Origin of the sequence: Mycobacterium sp. 155 (assembly GCF_000373905.1) — a bacterium.
Lineage (GTDB): Bacteria > Actinomycetota > Actinomycetes > Mycobacteriales > Mycobacteriaceae > Mycobacterium.
In genome coordinates this window covers 1820109-1839458 of record NZ_KB892705.1, presented here as the reverse complement: position 1 = coordinate 1839458, position 19350 = coordinate 1820109, and the positions used below count along the sequence as shown (strand labels likewise).

The following is a 19350-nucleotide window of genomic DNA, read 5'->3' as shown; positions in this document are numbered from 1 at the left end:
GATACATAGGTTCGGCAAATCGGGGCGGGTCTTAATGGAGCGTGTGACGACGACGCTTGACGATGCGCCCGAATCGACCAATGACGCCGAACCGGGTTCCCGCCGCCGATTGGACGTGGCGAGGCTGGAGCGTTTCGCGTTCCCCGCGCTATTGCTGGTCACCGCGGTGGTCTACGTGTGGAACATCACCATCAACGGGATGGGCAACGAGTTCTACGCCGCCGCGGCGCAGGCCGGCTCCAAGAACTGGGAAGCCCTGCTGTTCGGGTCGCTGGATTCCAACAATTTCATCACCGTGGACAAGCCCCCGGTTTCGCAGTGGGTGATGGCGCTGTCGGGTCAGGTCTTCGGCTTCAGCAGCGCGAGCATGCTCGTCCCGGAAGCATTGATGGCCGTCGCCGCGGTCGGCCTGCTCTACGGAGCAGTGCGCCGGATCAGCGGACCGCGCGCTGCTCTGCTGGCCGGCGCCGCGCTGGCTCTCATGCCGGTGACGGCGCTGATGTTCCGGTTCAACAACCCCGACGCGGTGATGGTGCTGTTGATGACGGCTGCTGCTTACTGCGCGGTGCGGGCCCTGGGAAGCCATGGCGCACGCTGGATGGCGCTCGCCGGTGTCGCGCTCGGGTTCGCCTTCCTGGCCAAGATGCTCGAGGGGCTGATGGTCATGCCGGCCGTCGGGCTGGTCTACCTGATCGCAGCGCCCGTCACGATCCGCCGCCGGCTGCTGCACTTGTTGGGCTCGCTGGTTGCGTTCCTTGTGTCGTCGGGCTGGTTCGTGCTGCTCACGCTGCTCTGGCCGGCGTCCTCGCGGCCGTACCTCGCCGGTTCGACCGACAACAACTTCATGAACCTGGTGCTGGGCTACAACGGGTTCGGCCGCGTATTGGGCCACAACCACTACGGCATGAAGCCAGGCGCCCACCTGGCGCCCGATCCGGCGAACGTCCCGGGCGCCGCTGCCGCTCAGCACCACGGTGGTTTCGGTGGGTGGGGCAACCAGGTCCAGGGTCTGCCACGGCTGTTCACCGGTGAGTTCGGTTTCGAGATCGGCTGGCTGATCCCCGCGGCGCTGTTGGCGGTGGTGCTGGTGCTGGTGTCGCGCGGCCGGGCGCCGCGCACCGACATCGTGCGGGCCGGGGCCATCTTGTTCGGCACCTGGCTGGTGATCGACGGTCTGGTGCTGAGCTTCATGAAGACCAACGTGCATCCGTACTACTGCCTGTCGGTGGCCCCGGCCGTGGCGGCCATGTTCGCCATCGGCATCCACGAGATGTGGCGCCGCCGCGACGGCTGGTTGGGGCAGATCGGTTTGGCGGCAATGCTTCTGGCGACCGGGGTGTGGAGCTTCTGGATCCTGGGCCGCAATGCGTCCTGGCTGCCGCCGCTGCGGTGGGCCATTCTGGCGGTGGCCGTGCTGGCCACGGTGGTTCTGCTGTGGGGGTTGCGCGCGGGCAGCCGCGGCCTCGCGGTCGCCGCACTGTCGGCGGCACTGATCGGCGGGTTCGCCGGGACGACGGCGTACACGGTGGCCACTCTCGGTCAGCCGCACACCGGCGGCGGCCCGAGCGTCGGACCGGCTGATCCCGACGGCAACCACGGGCACGGCTGGTTCACCGACAATCCCGGAGTGGACGCGATGCTGCGGGGCACCACTACCAAGTGGTCGGCGGCGGTCAATCACTCCTCGGCAGCGGCTAATCTCGAATTGTCCACCAACACTGCGGTAATGGCGATCGGTGGCTTCATTGGTACCGATCCGGTGCCGACGCTGGAACAGTTCCAAGCCTATGTTGCCGAACGGCAGATCACCTACTACATCCTCCCGGAGACCAAGGACCACGGTGGAGGCTTCTTCGGCAACAACTCGCACACTGAGATCACCGACTGGGTGAAGGCGAACTTCACCGCGACCAAGGTGGGCTCGGACACGGTCTACGACCTGAGCGCCCCGCTGAAGAAGTAGCCACCCGGCCACTACGCCGGGATAGGCCCGAGCAGGCGTTATCCGCGCATGCGTGTCCGTCGGGCTCCGACGGGCGGCCGTCACTTGGAGACGGGTGGGTTTTCTCCGGCGAGGCCGACGTAGTACACCTGGGTCACCCGATGGGTGGTCAGCGGGCCGTCTTCGGTGCCGACTGTCACCGACCATCTGCGGTGGTCTCGGCTGATACCGTCGCTGTCGCCGCCGTCGTCCCGCGGTCCCCACACTGCAGTGAAGTCCGCATCGTTGGTACCGCAGCCGTAGTAGGCCACCCAGTCGGGTTGTTGAGCGAAATGGCCCCACGCGCCGCCGATCCGGGCACGGCACCGGGTTCCGTCGTCGAGTACTAAGGCAAACGGTATGTAGCTATGCCTCGCTGGCTTGCGGGCCGTGCTCAATCCACTGGCGGGGATCAGATCGACCACGTTGGTGAACGGATCACGCACGCACAGCACATGATCGTTGTCTGCTGCCGGCCAGCAGGCGTCGCCGGAATCGGCTGTCCCACCGCATGATCGCACCGAGCCGCCCACGTCGTAACGTGACGGCAAACCGAGCGAGCAATCGATGGGATCGTTGCCGCGATCCTCGACATTCAGCCTCCAACCGGTCTGGACGTTTCCCTGTGCGTCAACAGGCCTCAGCACGATCACCTCGGGTCCGTTACGTCGGTTGAAGTGGTTGACCGTGACAACGCCGACGACGACAGCCGCGACCGTCGCCACTGCGCCGAGCGCCCACAGCAGCGCGGGGCGCCGGCGGAGGGCCGCAGGCTGAGCAGGAGGGTGTGGCGGGGGTGTGTTCGTCCAGAATTGCCAGCCGTGCGGCGCCGGCGGCCAGGAGGGATCAGGCTCCCAGCCCACAGACGGCTCCCAGCCGGGAGGAACTGGCCAGCCCGGTGGGGGATGGAATGAACCGCCCGGCATTCGCGTACGGTAACGCGCCCGGCGCGGCATATTGCGGAACTGACGTCTGCCGATCGGACGAAATCTACGCAGGCCAAGCCAGCGCGCGACCCAGCACCGGCCCACGTAGACTGGGCAGCCGAAGTTTCACCAGAAAGAGGGCGTACCTGCATGAGCGGCCATTCCAAGTGGGCCACCACAAAGCATCAGAAGGCCGTTAAAGACGCGCGCCGTGGTAAAGAATTCGCCAAGCTGATCAAGAACATCGAGGTGGCGGCGCGCACCGGCGGTGGTGACCCGGGTGGAAACCCGACGCTGTATGACGCCATTCAGAAGGCCAAGAAGACCTCGGTGCCCAACGACAACATCGAGCGGGCCCGCAAGCGTGGTGCGGGTGAAGAAGCCGGCGGCGCCGACTGGCAGACCATCACGTACGAGGGCTACGGCCCCAACGGTGTTGCGGTGCTCATCGAGTGCCTGAGCGACAACCGCAACCGGGCCGCCGGTGAGGTCAGGGTCGCGATGACGCGCAATGGCGGCAACATGGCCGATCCGGGCTCGGTGGCCTACCTGTTCGCCCGCAAGGGCGTGGTGACGCTGGAGAAGAACGGCCTGACCGAGGACGACGTGCTGCTGGCCGTGCTCGAAGCGGGCGCCGAAGAGGTCAACGACCTGGGCGATGCGTTCGAGATCATCTCCGAGCCCAGCGACCTGGTTGCGGTACGGACCGCACTGCAGGATGCCGGTATCGACTACGACTCGGCCGAGGCCAGCTTCCAGCCGTCGGTGACGGTTCCGGTCGATCTTGAGGGTGCACGCAAGGTGCTCAAGCTGGTCGACGCGTTGGAGGACAGCGACGACGTGCAAGAGGTCTACACCAACGTCGACATCCCCGACGATGTTGCCGCGGCCCTCGACGAGGACTAGCTAGCCGGGGTTCGACATCCCTCTACCGCCGCGGCGACAGGTGTCTCACCGGAGATCACCTCGAACGTGTGACCGGCTGTTTGTGGTGCGTCCAGCACTGCCAGCAGCACCGCGGCGACATCGGCCCGCGGAATGGTGCCGCGCCCTGTGGATTCAGCGATCCGCACGTTGCCTGTGCCGGCCTCATCGGTGAGCCCGCCCGGCCGCACGATGGTGGTCAGCAGTCCCGAGCGGGCCCGCACATTTGCGTCGGCATCGGCCTTGGCCCGCATGTAGGCCCGGAACACCTCGTCATAGCTGTCGTCGAGAGACCGATCATCGGCGGACAACGCCGAGACCATCACGTACCGCGTCACCCCGGCCTCCTCGGCGGCGTCGGCTAGCAGGATCGCCGCGTCGCGGTCGACGGTCTGCTTGCGGGCCGCGCCGCTGCCCGGTCCGGCACCCGCAGCGAACACCACCGCGTCGGCACCGCGCACCGCGTCGGCGACGTCATCGACCGAGGCGCGTTCCAGGTCCAGCACGACGGCCCGGGCGCCGGCGGCCTCCAGATCGGCTGTCTGGGCGGGATTACGGATCAGCCCGGTGACCGAATCGCCGCGCTCGGCCAGCAGTCGTTCCAGAAGTAGGGCGATCTTTCCGTGTCCACCTGCGATGACGACGCGCATGATGCTTCCTCCAGCCTTCTTCGGGTGCGCCTACAGTCTGCCGCGCGTGTCCCTGCCGCGCGGTGTCGGTGGACCACGCTAGGCTCTCGAACAGATGTTCTGACGAAAGGGTTCGCGTGCGGGTGATGGGAGTCGATCCCGGGTTGACGCGTTGCGGGCTGTCGGTGATCGAGAACGGGAAAGGCCGCCAGGTCATCGCGCTTGATGTGGACGTGGTTCGCACGCCGGCCGACGCCCCGCTGCAGCAGCGGCTGCTGACCATCAGCGACACCGTCGAGTATTGGATGGACACTCATCGGCCCGACGTGATCGCCATCGAGCGTGTCTTCGCTCAGCAGAACGTATCGACCGTAATGGGGACCGCCCAGGCCGGCGGCGTGATCGCGCTGGCGGCTGCCCGCCGAAAGATCGACGTGTATTTCCACACCCCGTCCGAGGTGAAGGCCGCAGTCACCGGAAACGGTCGGGCCGGCAAGGCTCAGGTCACCGAAATGGTGACGAGAATCCTTGCGCTGCAAGCTAAACCGACTCCCGCCGATGCGGCCGACGCGCTCGCGCTGGCCATCTGCCACTGCTGGCGGGCGCCGATGCTCGCCCGGATGGCCGCAGCTGAGGCGCTCGCTGCTGAGCAACGCCGCAAGTATCAGGCCAAGCTCAAGGCGGCCAGGGCATGATTGCGTCGGTCCGCGGCGAGGTCATCGACATCGCTCTCGATCACGCCGTCATCGAGGCCGCCGGTGTCGGCTACAAGGTGATGGCGACACCCGCCACCCTGGCGAACCTGCGCCGCGGTGCCGAGTCGCGGCTGATCACCGCGATGATCGTGCGCGAAGACTCCATGACGCTCTACGGGTTCGCCGACGGAGAGGCTCGGGATTTGTTCCTGACGCTGCTCGGAGTGTCCGGCGTCGGTCCGAAGATCGCCCTGGCGACACTGGCCGTGTACGACCCGCAGGCGCTACGCCAGGCCCTCGCCGACGGCGACGTGACCGCCCTGACCAGGGTGCCTGGCATCGGTAAGCGGGGCGCCGAACGGATGGTGCTGGAACTGCGCGACAAGATCGGCGTGGTGACGGCCGGGGCCGCGGGTGTGGCCGTCGGCCACGCGGTACGCGGGCCAGTGGTGGAAGCGCTTGTCGGCCTTGGCTTTGCGGCCAAACAAGCTGAGGAAGCCACCGACAAGGTGCTTGCCAACGACCCCGAAGCGAGCACGTCGACCGCACTGCGGGCGGCGCTGTCCATGCTTGGTAAGAAGTAGCGGTGATGAGCCGCTGGCGCGAAGAGCAGACGTAGATGGGCCGGTTCGACGACACCGAGGAGCCCGATGATCGTGAGGTGACACCCGCGCTCACCGTCGGCGAGGGCGACATCGACGCCAGTCTGCGGCCCCGCTCGCTGCGTGAGTTCATCGGTCAGCCTCGGGTGCGGGAACAGTTACAGTTGGTGCTCGAAGGCGCCAAAAACCGCGGTGGCACACCGGATCACATCCTGTTGTCCGGTCCTCCGGGTCTGGGCAAGACGTCGTTGGCGATGATCATCGCCGCCGAGCTCGGCTCCTCGCTGCGGATCACCTCAGGCCCTGCTTTGGAGCGGGCGGGCGACCTGGCGGCCATGCTGTCCAACCTCGTCGAGCACGATGTGTTGTTCATCGACGAAATTCACCGCATCGCGCGCCCGGCCGAGGAGATGCTGTACCTGGCGATGGAGGATTTCCGCGTCGACGTGGTGGTCGGCAAAGGCCCTGGGGCCACGTCGATTCCATTGGAAGTGGCTCCTTTCACCCTGGTCGGTGCGACGACGCGGTCCGGCGCGCTGACCGGCCCGCTGCGCGATCGCTTCGGGTTCACCGCGCACATGGATTTCTACGAACCGGTCGAGTTGGAGCGTGTGCTGGCTCGCTCGGCCGGCATCCTCGGCATCACCCTCGGCGCCGAGGCCGGGGCGGAGATCGCTCGCCGCTCGCGGGGCACACCCCGGATCGCCAACCGGCTGCTGCGTCGGGTTCGTGACTACGCCGAGGTGCGTGCCGACGGCGTCATCACACGCGACATCGCCAAAGCCGCTCTGGAGGTCTACGACGTCGACGAGTTGGGGCTGGACCGGTTGGACCGGGCCGTGCTGTCCGCGCTCACCCGCAGCTTCGGCGGGGGACCGGTGGGCGTGTCCACGTTGGCCGTAGCGGTCGGGGAGGAAGCCACCACGGTCGAGGAGGTGTGCGAACCGTTTCTGGTTCGGGCCGGGATGGTGGCCCGCACCCCACGGGGTCGGGTCGCAACACCACTGGCCTGGACTCACCTCGGCATGCAACCGCCGATCACCGGTCTGGGTCAGGCCGGGCTGTTTGAATAGTCGTCATGGTCGTCGCCGGTTCGGTTTTCGCCGCCCTCGCTGCGGTTCTGCACGTCTACATCTTCGTGATGGAATCGCTCACCTGGACCTCCCCGCGCACCCGCGCGACCTTCGGTACCACTGCGGAAACCGCTGAGATCACCAAGGAACTGGCATTCAACCAGGGCTTCTACAACCTGTTCCTGGCGATCGTCACCATGGTCGGTATCGTGGGAATCGCCTTGGGGCACAACGCTGTCGGTGTGACCCTGGTGTTCGCCGGGGTCGGCTCGATGCTCGCCGCGGCGCTGGTTCTGCTTACCACCTCACCGGATAAGGCTCGCGCCGCGATCACGCAAGGCATCTTCCCGCTGATAGCGGTGGTGCTCGTGGCGATCGGCTTGGCGTTCTAACGCCTGCGTTCGACGAGGACGGGATCGATACCGTCGGGTGCGTCTTCCCCTGCCGAGCAGACGCGGCGGCACCGGAACAACGGCGTGTCGGGTGCCGCAGTGTCTGCTCGCGGAGAGACTGATCGGCCGCGTTCCTGGTGGGATCGCGGCCGATCAGGGGACCTTCCCTTGTGAGGAAGCGTGTTACAGCAGCCCGAGCTGCTTCAGGTTGGTGATGTACTGCACGATGACCGGAGCCGACACGTGCGGGATGTCCTTGTCGGGACCGATCTTGGCTTCCTGCACGGCTTCGCGGAACCGATCGGTCGGCGCGAGCGCACCCAGCATCGGACGCTCCGGCTTCTGGTAGTTGTGCAGCAGCGGCAGCAACGACGCCTGACGCTGCCTGTCCGGCAGTGCCCGCAGGGTGCTTTCGAACCGCTGCAACCACTGGCCGTAGTCGGCGATGCGCTCGATCCGGTAGCCCGCCTCGATGAGCCAGTCGACGAACTCGTCCATCCCGAGGCCGTCGTCGTACGGGTTCATCACGTGGTAGGTCTCGAAGCTCTCGACTGCCTGCGCGCCCAGCGTCGAGATCGACTCGGCGATGAACTCGACCGGCAGACCGTCGTAGTGCGCCCGCTGCCGTTCGCCGTCGGCGCCCAGCTGGTAGAAGGAGCCCGGGGCGATACCGCTGGCGACGAGGCTGAACATCATCCGGGTGAACATGTCGGGCAGGTTCAGCTGGCCCGAGTACGTCGTGTCGGCCAGGATCATGTCGCAGCGGAACACCGCGACGGGCAGCCCGCACAGGTCGTTGGCCTCGCGCAGCAGGACCTCGCCGGCCCACTTGCTGTTGCCGTAGCCGTTGGCATACGAGTCGTCGATGCGGCGGACGGCACTCATCTCGCGGACATCGGCTTCTTCGACGAACTTGCCCGGCGTGATCTGGTCGCCCACGCCGATGGTCGACACGTAGGTGTACGGCTTGATCTTGGTGGTCATTGCGAGCCGGATCAGCTCGGCGGTGCCCACGGCGTTCGGCCCGAACAATTCGCTGTAGGGCAGCACGTGGTTGACCAATGCAGCCGGGTCGACGATCAGATCGACGGTGTCGGCCAGGCCCTGCCAGGTCTCGCGGTCCAGGCCGAGGTCGGCCTCGCCCTTGTCACCTGCGACAACCTCCAGGTGATCGGCGGCCAATTCCTGGTAGTGCGCAAGCAGTTTCGCGTCGCCGGTATCGAAGATGGCATCGAGGCGGGCCCGGGCGTCCTCGTTCGAACGGGCTCGGACGAGGGCGACGACCTTGCCGTCGACCAGGTCCATCCGCTCCAGCCACTCCAGGGCCAGGTAACGGCCCAGGAAGCCGGTGGCACCGGTCAGCAGCACCGTGCGGACCTCGGAACCGGCCTTGGGCAGTGACGGTGCGGTGGCCAGGGTTTCGGCGTCGATGAACTTGTCCAAGGTGAGATCGGCGGCACGTACTTCGGTCGCGTCACGGCCGTGCACTGACGTGAAGGTCGGCCGCTTGGCGCCGGGGGCGCGCTCGGCCTCGATGTAGGCCGCGATCGCCGTCAGATCGTTGGCAGGGCTGACGATCACACTCACCGGCACGTCGACCTCGAAGATCTCGCGCAGCAGATTTCCGAAAGTCAATGCCGACAACGAATCTCCACCCAGATCGGTGAAGTGGGCATCCGGTTGCAGATCGGCGGTCGAGGCGCCGAGCAGGGCCCCGGCGGCACGGCTGACAGTCTCCAGGACCGAAGCCTGCGCGCCGTTCTGCCGTAGCTCGCGCAACTCGTTGGCCTGACTCTCGGCCAGATCGACGTAGAGCTGCTCGAGCCGTTCGCCGTAGTGCGCCTTCAGCTTCGGCCACGCGAGCTTGCGGATGCCGGTCAGCAGGCCGTTCTCCAGCGTGAAAGGTGTTGTCTCCACGAGGAAGTCGCGAGGAATCTCATAGGACTGCAGACCGGAGGTCTTGGCCACGTCCTGCAGCGATTCGGCGATCGCGGTCTTCAATTCGGCGGGCTGGTACCGCGACTGGGCCTCCTGTGTCGGCACCACCACGGCCAGCAGGTACGGCCGGGCGCTGTTGCCATAGATGTAGATCTGTTGCACCAGCGGACTGTTGCCGAATACCGCTTCCAGCTTGGCGACGGTGACGAACTCGCCCTGTGCGAGCTTGAGCACGTTGTTGCGCCGGTCGACGTAGGTCAGCTGATCGGGACCGACCTCGGCGACGATGTCACCGGTGCGATAGAAGCCGTCCTCGTCGAACACACTCGCGGTGACCTCGGGTCGCTTGTAGTAGCCGGGGAACAGGTTCTGGGTCTTCACCAGCAGTTCGCCGCGCGGATGCGGCTTATCGGTGCTGAAATACCCTAGGTCCGGGACGTCGACCAACTTGTAGTCGATGACCGCCTGCCGCTGCACCACACCGTCGAACAGCACCATGCCTGCCTCGGTCGATCCGTAGCCCTCCAGCAGGTGGATCCCCAGAAGGTCCTCCAGCCACGCTTTCAGTTCGGCCGAGATCGGCGCAGAACCGGTCATGGCCGAAATGAACCGTCCGCCAAGCAGATTCTGGCGCATGTCGGTCATCACTTCGGATTCGACGGCGGCGTGGTCGGACGCACCGTCGAGCCGGCGATCCACCCTGCTCTGGAACTCGTTGAAGATCATCTCCCAGACCCGCGGCACGAAGTTCAGCTCGGTGGGCCGAACCAACGCCAGATCTTCCAGCAGTGTCGACAGGTCGCTGCGGGCCGCGAAGTAGGCGGTGCCGCCGGAGGTCAGCGACGCGTAGAGGATGCCGCGGCCCATGACGTGACTCATGGGCATGAAGCAGAGGTTGATCGAGGCCGCTGTCGGGCTGAACCAGGCCTTGGAGTTGCGGCGCCAAAATTTGGCGACCGCGCTCTGCCGGTAGATCGCGCCCTTCGGCGCGCCGGTGCTGCCCGAGGTGTAGATGAGAAGGGCCAGGTCTTCATCGGAGGATTCAGGGGCGGGTGCCTGTGGCAGGTTCTTGCCCTGCGCCAGCAGGTCGGCCAGTGTTTCGACGACGATGGGGTGGCCCGCGTCGGTGAGCCGCGCTGTCGCGGCAGCTACGGCGTCGCGGTGGTCGTCGACCTCGAGGTGGTGGTCGAAGACGACCAGTTTGGCCGGCGCGTGCGCAGTGAGCGCGAGCTCGACGGCGTCGTTGAGGTGGTCGACGCTCGCCGCGATTACGCGGGGCTCGGTCTCGATGACGATCGGCGCCAGGGCCGACACGGACGAGCTGGTCTGCAGCGGCACCGAGACGGCTCCGAGCTGCCCCAGCGCGGTGTCGATGACGGTGTAGTCGGCGCTGGCGAAGCCGAGGATGTTGACCCGGTCACCAGGTGCCACACCGGCTTGGTGCAGTGCGCTGGCCAATGCCCGCACCCGTTCCCACACCTCGCCGTAGGTGATGGTGTCGAAGCGGGGGAGGAGCTGGGCGCTGGTTCTGCCGGTCTGTGGATCGGTGACGAACTCGACGGCGCGCTCACCGATGGCGGGGCGGTCGGCGTAGCCCTGCAGGACGGTCTGCACGATCTTGGGCAGTTTCAGGCCCTCGGCGTCGGCGGCAGCGCTCACGGCCTCGCTGGGTGCGGCGGCGGCGAACTGCGGATCTGTGCTGACCAGGTCAGCGACACGGCGCTCGAGCCGCCCCTCATAGGTGTCAGTCGTCATCGGTATTCCTCTTTGGAAGTTAGCTATGTATCAAGTGGCGCGACGTTGCGCTCAATCAATTACTACGTTAGTAGAACTAAACTTATTTCCATACTGCCAGCTCAGAGCCTGTCAATTCGCTGGGAATCTTGGGAACATCCGCCGTGGCCTCGAAATTCTGCTTCATTGTGAGCCGCGTCACTGAATTGCCCAGACTGTGTCTTTCGGCTTATCCGATCGACCCGCACAGACCGCGGGTGATCGACGTTCTGCCACGGCGGCGTGATCCAGTCGTATGCCGCCACCCTTGGCGCGTTATCTCCGGATGCCGTGTGGGTACCCACTGCTTCGTCAAAGGAGGCAACATGAGCGAATTCGATACCCGCGGAAGTCTGATGCGGATGCCGCGCAGTCGGGGTGCGGCCAGCGGTCTGCTCCTGGTCGTGTTCGGAGCCTGGGGTGCACTGATCCCGTTCATCGGCCCGTACCTCGACTTCGCCTTCACGCCCGACCAAGGCTGGGTGTGGACGGTGGGTCGCGGCTGGCTGGAGGTGTTGCCGGGAGCCGTCGCCGTACTAGGTGGGCTATTGCTATTGACGTCGGGTAACCGCGCGACTGCGATGCTCGGCGGTTGGCTGGCCGTCATAGCCGGGGCATGGTTCATCGTCGGCCGCGCGCTGGCGGGCCTGTTGAGCATCGGCGATGCGGGTATCCCGGTCGCCGTCACGGACGCCAAGCGCATCGCATTGGAGCTGGCCTACTTCTCCGGCCTGGGTGCGGTGATCGTATTCCTGGGCGCCCTCGCGCTGGGCCGCTTGTCGATTCGTAGTGTCCGCGATGTCGCGTATGCACGGCGGCCTGTCGTGGCCGAGTCCGTTCCGACCAGCGCACAGGCCGTCGAGGTACCGGCTTCCGACACTGCGGCCGCGCGTGAGCACCGAGGCTGGGGCGGCCTGTTCGGCAGGCGACACACCCATGCGCACTAAAGATCGCGCAGGATCAGTTCGAGAATATCGAGAGCTTCGACGAGCAGACCGTCGCTGATGGTCAGCGGAGGCAGGAAGCGCAGCACGTTGCCGTAGGTGCCGCAGGACAGCACGATCACCCCGGCGGCGTGCGCGCCCGCGCACAACGCCTTGGTCAGTTCGGCATCGGGTTCAGTGGTGCCGGCCCTGACCAGTTCCATGGCGATCATCGCGCCGCGACCCCGCACGTCGCCGATGCGGTCGTCCTCGGTCTGCCACCGTCCCAGCCGGTCTTTCATCAGGGTTTCGATCTGCTGGGCCCGGGCCACCAGGCCGTCAAGCTCGATGGTCTCGATCGTGGCGAGCGCCGCGGCGCAGGCGACAGGATTGCCGCCGTAGGTACCGCCCAGCCCGGATACGTGCGGCGAGTCCATGATTTCGGCGCGACCGGTCACAGCCGACAGCGGCATGCCGTCGGCAATGCCCTTGGCGGTGACGATCAGATCGGGGTCGATCCCTTCGTGTTCGCAGGCGAACATGGCGCCGGTACGGGCGAATCCGGTCTGCACCTCGTCGGCGATGAACACCACGTCATTCGCCCGACACCAGGCCAGCAGCGCAGGCAGGAAACCGTCGGCGGGGACGATGAATCCACCCTCGCCCTGAATCGGTTCGATGAGCACCGCCGCGAGATTGTCGGCGCCGATCTGATTGTCGATCACATCGATCGCCCGCTTGGCGGCCAGTTCGCCGTCGGTGGCCAGCTCCTTGCCGAACTCGGCGTCGCGGAACGGATAGGACACCGGGGCGCGGTAGATCTCTGGGGCGAACGGGCCGAAGCCGTTCTTGTAGGGCATGACTTTGGCCGTCAGCGCCATGGTGAGGTTGGTGCGGCCGTGGTAGGCGTGATCGAACGCCACGACGGCAGGTTTGTGGGTGTAGGAGCGCGCGATCTTCACAGAGTTCTCGACCGCTTCGGAACCGGAATTGAACAGTGCGGAGCGTTTGTCGCCCGCGACCGGAGCCAATCGGTTGAGCTGTTCGCAGACGGCGACGTACCCCTCGTAGGGCGTCACCATGAAGCACGTGTGGGTGAAGTCGGCGGCCTGGGCGGCCACGGCGTCGACCACGAGGGGTGCCGCATTGCCGACGGTGGTCACTGATATTCCGGAGCCCAGGTCGATGAGCCGGTTACCGTCGACGTCCTCGACGATGCCGCCACCGGCCCGCGTGGCGTAGACGGGCATTATGGTGCCCACGCCGCGGCTCACCGCCGCGGCTTTTCGATCGATGAGGGCCTGCGATTTGGGGCCCGGAATAGTGGTGGCGAGATGACGGCTCTGCTCTGGATGGCTCAACACTGACTCCTGCGAACTCCGATGGCGGCGCGGACGGATTGGAGCGTGTCCGAGGGTAGTCGTCCGGGTGCCCGACTGTCGGTTTCGGCCGATGCTGAACGGCTGTCACCCGGCCCCACGACCACCGGAACTTAGCACCGCTAAGCGTCGCCGGGGCGACGGGGCCCGCCTCGGCGCGTGACCGCAATGGCAGACTGGTCCCTTACGAGGTGCCGTGACCTGCCGGTCCGGAACCAAGATCACACGACTCGATCACGAAAGACAGTGCCGCTATGGATATAGCCATTTTTCTCCCTCTGCTGGTCATCATGGGCGCTTTTATGTTCTTTGCGTCGCGGCGTCAGAAGAAGGCAATGCAGAAAACCATCGATCTGCACAACTCGCTGAAGGTCGGCGACCGGGTTCACACCACGTCGGGTATGCAGGCCACGATCACCGGGATCACCGATGACAACGTCGACCTGGAGATCGCCCCGGGCGTCATCACCACCTGGATGAAGCTGGCGGTCCGCGACGTCATCGCGGACGACGCCGATGCTGCGGTGGGCAACGCCGGGCCTGAGGCGCCGACGGTGATCGAGCTGACCGAGAGCACCGCCGTCATCGACAGCGACGGACGCACGAAAGACTGACAGCTGTCCACTCAGGACCAGCACGTACCCTTTGCGGTGCTGACGAACTGATCTCAAGGAGACCCAAGAAACGTGGCATCGTCTTCGGCGCCGGTGCACCCTGCCCGCTACCTGACGCTCTTCCTGGTCCTGCTCATCGGCGTCTATCTATTGGTGTTCCTCACCGGTGACAAACAGGCCAAGACCAAACTCGGTATCGACCTGCAGGGCGGTACCCGGGTTACCCTGACCGCACGCACGCCCGACGGCTCGGCGCCGACCCGGGAAGCGCTGTCGCAGGCCCAGCAGATCATCAGCGCCCGCGTCGACGGTCTCGGTGTGTCTGGATCCGAGGTGGTCATCGACGGCAACAACCTGGTGATCACGGTGCCCGGCAACGACGGCAATGAGGCGCGCAACCTGGGCCAGACCGCCCGGCTCTACATCCGGCCGGTCATCCACGCCATGCCGGCACAGCCCAAACAGGCTCAGCCGCCGGCCGGGGCGCCAGGTGCGCCACCGGTTCCGGGAGTACCAGGTGCTCCACCGGTGCCCGGAGCGCCGGGAGCGCTTCCTGGCGAGCCCCCGCAGGGAGCCGTGCCCGGTGAGGCGCCTGCTCCTGTCGGTGAGCCCGGAGAACCGCCAGCACCGGAGCCTGTTTCTCCCACCGATGGTGAGCAGCCGGCACCGCAGCCGCGGCCGTATCCGCAGGAGCCTGCGCCGACGCCGGGGGAGCCCACACCCGCTCCTGCACCTCCCGCCCAGTCACCGGCTCCGGCGCCCGCGGATGCGAAGGGCGATCTGGCCCAGCGCATCGCCGACGAGAAGCAGTTGCGGCAGAGCACCAATCCGTCGATACAGATTCTGGCGCTGCAGTTCCAGGCCACCCGCTGTGGTGAGGATGACGTGCTCGCGGGCAACGATGATCCGAACCTGCCGCTGGTCACCTGCTCCACCGACGGGCAGACCGTCTACCTGCTCAACAAGTCGATCATGAGCGGCGAGGAAATCCAGAACGCCACCTCGGGCCTGGATCAGCAGCAGGGCCAGTACGTCGTCGACGTGGAGTTCAAGAGCGGCGGCGCCAAGACCTGGGCGGACTTCACCGCAGCCAATGTCGGCACCCAGACGGCATTCACCCTCGATTCACGGGTGGTCAGCGCCCCGGAGATCCGGGAAGCGATCCCTGGTGGCCGCACCCAGATCACCGGAAAATTCACCGCAGACTCGGCCAGAGAACTCGCCAACGTCCTGAAATACGGCTCCCTGCCGCTGTCCTTCGAATCGTCGGAAGCCGAAACCGTCTCGGCGACACTGGGTCTATCCTCGCTGCGGGCCGGCTTGATCGCCGGCGCGATCGGCCTGGCGGCCGTGCTGCTGTACTCGCTGCTGTACTACCGGGTGCTGGGACTGCTGGTGGCGCTTTCGCTGGTGGCTTCCGGCGCAATGGTTTTCGCGATCCTGGTGTTGCTCGGCAGATACATCGGATACACGCTGGACCTGGCAGGCATCGCCGGTTTGATCATCGGTATCGGGACCACAGCCGACTCGTTCGTGGTGTTCTTCGAACGCATCAAAGATGAGATCCGAGAGGGTCGTTCGTTCCGGTCGGCGGTTCCGCGCGGTTGGGCGCGAGCCAGAAAGACCATCGTGTCGGGCAACGCGGTGACCTTCCTGGCCGCCCTGGTGCTGTATGTGCTGGCGATCGGTCAGGTGAAGGGCTTCGCGTTCACCCTCGGGTTGACCACGCTGCTCGACCTCGTGGTGGTGTTCCTGGTGACCTGGCCGCTGGTGTACCTGGCGTCGAAGTCGCCGACGATGGCCAATCCAGCACTCAACGGTCTCGGTGCGGTGCAACAGATCGCCCGGGAACGTCGAGAAGCCGCGCACGCAACGGCGGGACGGGGGTAGACAGATGGCGGCGAAGCACTCAACCGACACCGACATCGACGTCGACAGCACGGAGGCCGTCGAGGCTCCCAGCATCGAGGCGACGTCGACGGCGTTGCCCAAGCATGGATTCTTCGTGCGGCTCTACACCGGGACCGGCGCTTTCGAGGTCGTCGGCCGGCGCAGGCTCTGGTACGCCGTCAGCGGCGTCATCGTCGCGATCGCGATCATCAGCATCGTGGTGCGCGGATTCACCTTCGGCATCGATTTCGAGGGCGGAACCAAGGTCTCGATGCCGTCGGCCGGCGAGTCCGGCACGATCAGCACCCAGCAGGTCGAGGACGTGTTCAGCAAGACGCTGGGCCACAGTCCCGAATCGGTGGTTGTGGTCGGCAACGGCTCTTCGGCGACCGTTCAGATCCGGTCCGAGACCCTGACCAACGCGGACACCGAGAAGCTGCGCACGGCGCTGTTCGACGCTTTTCACCCGAAGGGTGAGGACGGCAAACCCAGCAAGCAGGCGATCAGCGACTCGGCGGTGTCGGAAACCTGGGGCGGCCAGATCACGCAGAAAGCCGTGATCGCGCTGATCGTCTTCCTGGTGCTGGCGACCGTCTACATCACCTGGCGCTACGAGAAGTACATGGCGCTCTCGGCGCTGGCGTCGCTGGTCTTCGACCTGCTGGTCACCGCGGGCGTGTACTCGGTGGTCGGGTTCGAGGTGACCCCGGCGACCGTCATCGGCCTGCTGACCATCATGGGCTTCTCGCTTTACGACACCGTGATCGTGTTCGACAAGGTCGAGGAGAACACCCACGGCTTCGAACACACCACGCGGCGCACGTTCGCCGAACAGGCCAACCTTGCGGTCAACCAGACGTTCATGCGCTCGATCAACACCAGCTTGATTTCGGTACTGCCGATCCTGGCCCTGATCGTGGTCGCGGTGTGGCTGCTCGGTGTCGGAACGCTGATGGACCTGGCCCTGGTGCAGCTGGTCGGCGTGATCGTTGGTACCTACTCCTCGATCTTCTTCGCCACGCCGCTGCTGGTGTCGCTGCGTGAGCGCACCGAATTGGTGCGCAGGCACACCAAGAAGGTGCTCAACCGCCGCCACCCCGGCGCCGCGAAGGCGGACAAGGAGCCAAATGCCAAGACGGCCGCACACGACGTCGAAACCGACGACGTGGACGACGCCGACGATGCGGAGCAGACCGTCTCCGCGGTCGTGAGCTCGCGGGCTCCGGCCAAGCCTGCGCCGGGAGCGCGGCCCACGGCGAAAACCGGTCGTCCGTCGGGCAAGCGGAACACCCGGCGGTAGTCCCGATGGCGCACTGGGGGGCCGCCGGGCGGGTTCCGCGGACGCGAGGAGCGAATCAGGTACTGCGGACGCGAGGAACGCGACTGCTCTGCGCGGCTGTGGTGACGCTGCTGGCCGTCCTCGGAGTGTCGGCGTGCGGGGGGAGTTCGGCCGATGCGATCGACTATGCGGTCGACGGCACCCTGCCCACCTACAACACGAACACCGTCGCCGGTGCGGCGTCGGCCGGGCCGCAGGCCTTCGCGCGCGCCTTGACCGGTTTTTCCTACCACGGACCAGACGGTCAGGTCGTCGCTGATCACGACTTCGGGTCGGTGTCTGTGGTGGGCCGTGCGCCGCTGGTGCTCGACTACGTGATCGACGACAAGGCGGTGTACTCCGACGGCAAGCCGGTCACCTGTGACGATCTGGTGCTCGCGTGGGCCGCGCAGTCGGGTCGATTCGCCGGCTTCGACACGGCCAGCGAGGCCGGTTACCGCGACATCTCGGCTGTGGATTGCACATCCGGCCAGAAGAAGGCCCGGGTGTCGTTCGCCCAGGATCGTCCGTTCGTCGACTACGGGCAGCTGTTCACCGCAACCTCACTGATGCCGTCGCATGTCATCGCCGACGAGCTGGGCCTCGTGGAGAGCGGAGTCACCACCGCATTGCAGACCGCTGACGGGCCCACGGTGGACCGTATCGCCCAGGCCTGGAACACCACGTGGGACCTCAAGCCGGGCGTCGATCTCAAGCACTTCCCGTCCTCGGGCCCGTACCGGCTGGACTCGGTGTCCAAGGATGGCGCCGTGACACTGGTGGCCAACGACAAGTGGTGGGGCACCAAGCCCATCACGGAGAAGATCACGGTGTGGCCGCGCGGCGCCGATATCCAGGAGCGGGTCAACCAAGGGGACTTCGATGTCGTCGACATTGCCACGGGGTCCTCGGGTGTGCTCAATCTCCCGGACGACTACGTCAGCACTGACACCCCGTCGGCCGGCATCGAGCAGCTGATTTTCGCGCCGGGCGGGCCGCTGGCGGCCACCCAGGCCCGGCGGGCATTGGCACTGTGCACACCCCGCGACGTCATCGCCCGCAACGTCGCTATGCCCATCGCCAACTCGCGGCTCAGCCCGGCCGCTGACGATGCTTTCGGTGCGGCCGAGGGCGCTGCGGCTGCCGGCCAGTTCACCGTCGCCGATCCCGACGCCGCCCGCGCCGAGATCCACAACCAGCCGCTGACTGTCCGCATCGGGTACCAGACGCCCAACGCCCGGCTGGCCGCGACGGTGGGTGCAATCGCCAAGTCGTGCGCGCCCGCCGGCATCACGGTGCAGGACGCCGGATCAGAATCGGCCGGTCCGGTGGCGTTGCGTAACAACGAATTCGACGTGCTATTGGCCAGTACCGGCGGAGCGACAGGAAGTGGTTCGTCGGGGTCCTCGGCGATCGACGCCTATACCCTGCATGGTGGCAACGGCAACAACCTCTCCGGCTACAACAACGAACGCATCGACGGCATCATCGACGCGCTGGCCGTGACGTCGGATCCCAAGGAGCTGACTCGCTTGGTCGGGGAAGGTGGGCCGATCCTATGGGGCGACATGCCGACGCTGCCGCTGTACCGCCAGCAGCGCACGGTGCTGACATCGACCAAGATGTATGCCGTGAGCAGCAATCCGACCCGCTGGGGTGCCGGCTGGAACATGGACCGTTGGAAGTTGTCGAAGTGACCGAGCGGCACGCCGTCACCGACATCTCCCGGCTCGTCGCCTCGCTGACCCGCGAGGTCGCCGACTTCCCGGAGCCGGGCGTGCAATTCAAGGATCTGACTCCGTTGCTGGCCGACGCTGACGGGCTCTGCGCGGTCACCGACGCGCTGGCCGCCAGCGCCGCGGGCGCGGATCTGGTGGCTGGCCTGGATGCGCGTGGTTTCCTGCTGGGGGCGGCCGTCGCGACCCGCCTGGGCACCGGCGTGCTCGCGGTCCGCAAGGGCGGAAAGTTGCCGCCGCCCGTACGCAGCGCGACCTACCAGCTGGAATACGGCACAGCGACCCTGGAGATCCCGGCCGAGGGGATTGATATCGCCGGGCGCAACGTTGTCATCATCGACGATGTGCTGGCCACTGGCGGAACGCTGGCTGCGGCGGTGAAGCTCCTTACTGCGAGTGGTGCCGTGGTAACCGGCGCCGCGGTCGTACTGGAGTTGACCGAACTGCGTGGTCGCGGTGCGGTCGCCCCTCTGCCCGTTAGCAGCCTGCACACGGTGTGAGGGATATCCTCGAACTCTGGATGAACAGGTGGGGATGAACAGCAGGAGGTGACGGCG

Annotated in this window: 16 protein-coding genes; 12 read left to right on the top strand and 4 right to left on the bottom strand. The window is 66.2% G+C overall.

Going from position 1 to position 19350, the window contains the following annotated elements:
- The first annotated feature begins 34 nt into the window (after positions 1–34).
- Positions 35–1963: a glycosyltransferase family 39 protein gene (locus B133_RS0108545; protein WP_018600412.1), complete on the top strand. Its 1929-nt coding sequence runs from the start codon at positions 35–37 to the stop codon at positions 1961–1963.
- A gap of 80 nt (positions 1964–2043) precedes the next feature.
- Here the strand turns inward: B133_RS0108545 and B133_RS0108540 are convergent, their stop codons facing one another.
- The gene (locus B133_RS0108540) at positions 2044–2907 is read right to left on the bottom strand and encodes a hypothetical protein (RefSeq protein WP_232423275.1); all 864 of its coding nucleotides are present in this window, start codon (positions 2905–2907) and stop codon (positions 2044–2046) included.
- A gap of 150 nt (positions 2908–3057) precedes the next feature.
- Between B133_RS0108540 and B133_RS0108535 the strand changes: the two genes are divergently transcribed.
- Complete coding sequence (locus B133_RS0108535; RefSeq protein WP_018600408.1) at positions 3058–3813, top strand: YebC/PmpR family DNA-binding transcriptional regulator; 756 nt, start codon at positions 3058–3060, stop codon at positions 3811–3813.
- Here B133_RS0108535 and B133_RS0108530 read toward each other — a convergent pair.
- Complete coding sequence (locus B133_RS0108530; RefSeq protein ID WP_018600406.1) at positions 3810–4481, bottom strand: NAD(P)H-binding protein; 672 nt, start codon at positions 4479–4481, stop codon at positions 3810–3812. The two genes, B133_RS0108535 and B133_RS0108530, sit on opposite strands and share 4 nt — an antisense overlap.
- Before the next feature lie 116 nt (positions 4482–4597).
- Here B133_RS0108530 and ruvC point away from each other — a divergent pair, with 116 nt between their 5' ends.
- Genes ruvC through B133_RS0108505 form a run of 4 tightly spaced genes read left to right on the top strand, consistent with a single transcriptional unit; the run spans position 4598 to position 7222 of the window.
- Complete coding sequence (ruvC, locus tag B133_RS0108525) at positions 4598–5155, top strand: crossover junction endodeoxyribonuclease RuvC (RefSeq protein ID WP_026256152.1); 558 nt, start codon at positions 4598–4600, stop codon at positions 5153–5155.
- Positions 5152–5739, top strand: a complete 588-nt coding sequence (gene ruvA, locus B133_RS22540; protein WP_018600402.1) for a Holliday junction branch migration protein RuvA — start codon at positions 5152–5154, stop codon at positions 5737–5739. Before ruvC ends, ruvA begins: the two co-directional genes overlap by 4 nt.
- Positions 5740–5774: 35 nt before the next feature.
- Entirely contained in the window at positions 5775–6830 is a 1056-nt protein-coding gene (ruvB, locus tag B133_RS0108510; RefSeq protein ID WP_018600400.1) for a Holliday junction branch migration DNA helicase RuvB, read from the top strand.
- A gap of 5 nt (positions 6831–6835) precedes the next feature.
- The gene (locus B133_RS0108505) at positions 6836–7222 is read left to right on the top strand and encodes a DUF1304 domain-containing protein (RefSeq protein ID WP_018600398.1); all 387 of its coding nucleotides are present in this window, start codon (positions 6836–6838) and stop codon (positions 7220–7222) included.
- A 183-nt stretch (positions 7223–7405) separates the two neighbouring features.
- Here B133_RS0108505 and car read toward each other — a convergent pair whose 3' ends face one another.
- On the bottom strand, positions 7406–10915 hold the full coding sequence (gene car / locus B133_RS0108500; RefSeq protein ID WP_018600396.1) for a carboxylic acid reductase: 3510 nt from the start codon (positions 10913–10915) through the stop codon (positions 7406–7408).
- Positions 10916–11259: 344 nt separating this feature from the next.
- Between car and B133_RS0108495 the strand changes: the two genes are divergently transcribed.
- Positions 11260–11880: a hypothetical protein gene (locus B133_RS0108495; RefSeq protein ID WP_018600394.1), complete on the top strand. Its 621-nt coding sequence runs from the start codon at positions 11260–11262 to the stop codon at positions 11878–11880.
- Here the strand turns inward: B133_RS0108495 and gabT are convergent.
- Positions 11877–13217, bottom strand: coding sequence for a 4-aminobutyrate--2-oxoglutarate transaminase (gene gabT / locus B133_RS0108490; RefSeq protein WP_026256151.1), 1341 nt, complete (start codon positions 13215–13217; stop codon positions 11877–11879). The genes B133_RS0108495 and gabT overlap by 4 nt on opposite strands.
- 272 nt (positions 13218–13489) lie before the next feature.
- Between gabT and yajC the strand changes: the two genes are divergently transcribed.
- The 5 genes from yajC to B133_RS0108465 all read left to right on the top strand — a co-directional run bounded on the left by yajC (position 13490) and on the right by B133_RS0108465 (position 19293).
- Complete coding sequence (gene yajC, locus B133_RS0108485) at positions 13490–13849, top strand: preprotein translocase subunit YajC (RefSeq protein WP_026256150.1); 360 nt, start codon at positions 13490–13492, stop codon at positions 13847–13849.
- Between the two features lie 72 nt (positions 13850–13921).
- The gene (gene secD, locus B133_RS0108480) at positions 13922–15739 is read left to right on the top strand and encodes a protein translocase subunit SecD (protein WP_018600388.1); all 1818 of its coding nucleotides are present in this window, start codon (positions 13922–13924) and stop codon (positions 15737–15739) included.
- 4 nt (positions 15740–15743) lie between these two features.
- On the top strand, positions 15744–17039 hold the full coding sequence (gene secF, locus B133_RS0108475) for a protein translocase subunit SecF (protein ID WP_018600386.1): 1296 nt from the start codon (positions 15744–15746) through the stop codon (positions 17037–17039).
- Positions 17040–17044: 5 nt separating this feature from the next.
- On the top strand, positions 17045–18754 hold the full coding sequence (locus tag B133_RS0108470) for an ABC transporter substrate-binding protein (protein ID WP_198290987.1): 1710 nt from the start codon (positions 17045–17047) through the stop codon (positions 18752–18754).
- Positions 18751–19293 carry an adenine phosphoribosyltransferase gene (locus B133_RS0108465; protein WP_018600382.1) on the top strand — a complete coding sequence of 181 codons (543 nt, stop codon included), beginning with the start codon at positions 18751–18753 and terminating at the stop codon, positions 19291–19293. The genes B133_RS0108470 and B133_RS0108465 overlap by 4 nt, the downstream gene beginning before the upstream one ends.
- Positions 19294–19350: the final 57 nt, after the last annotated feature.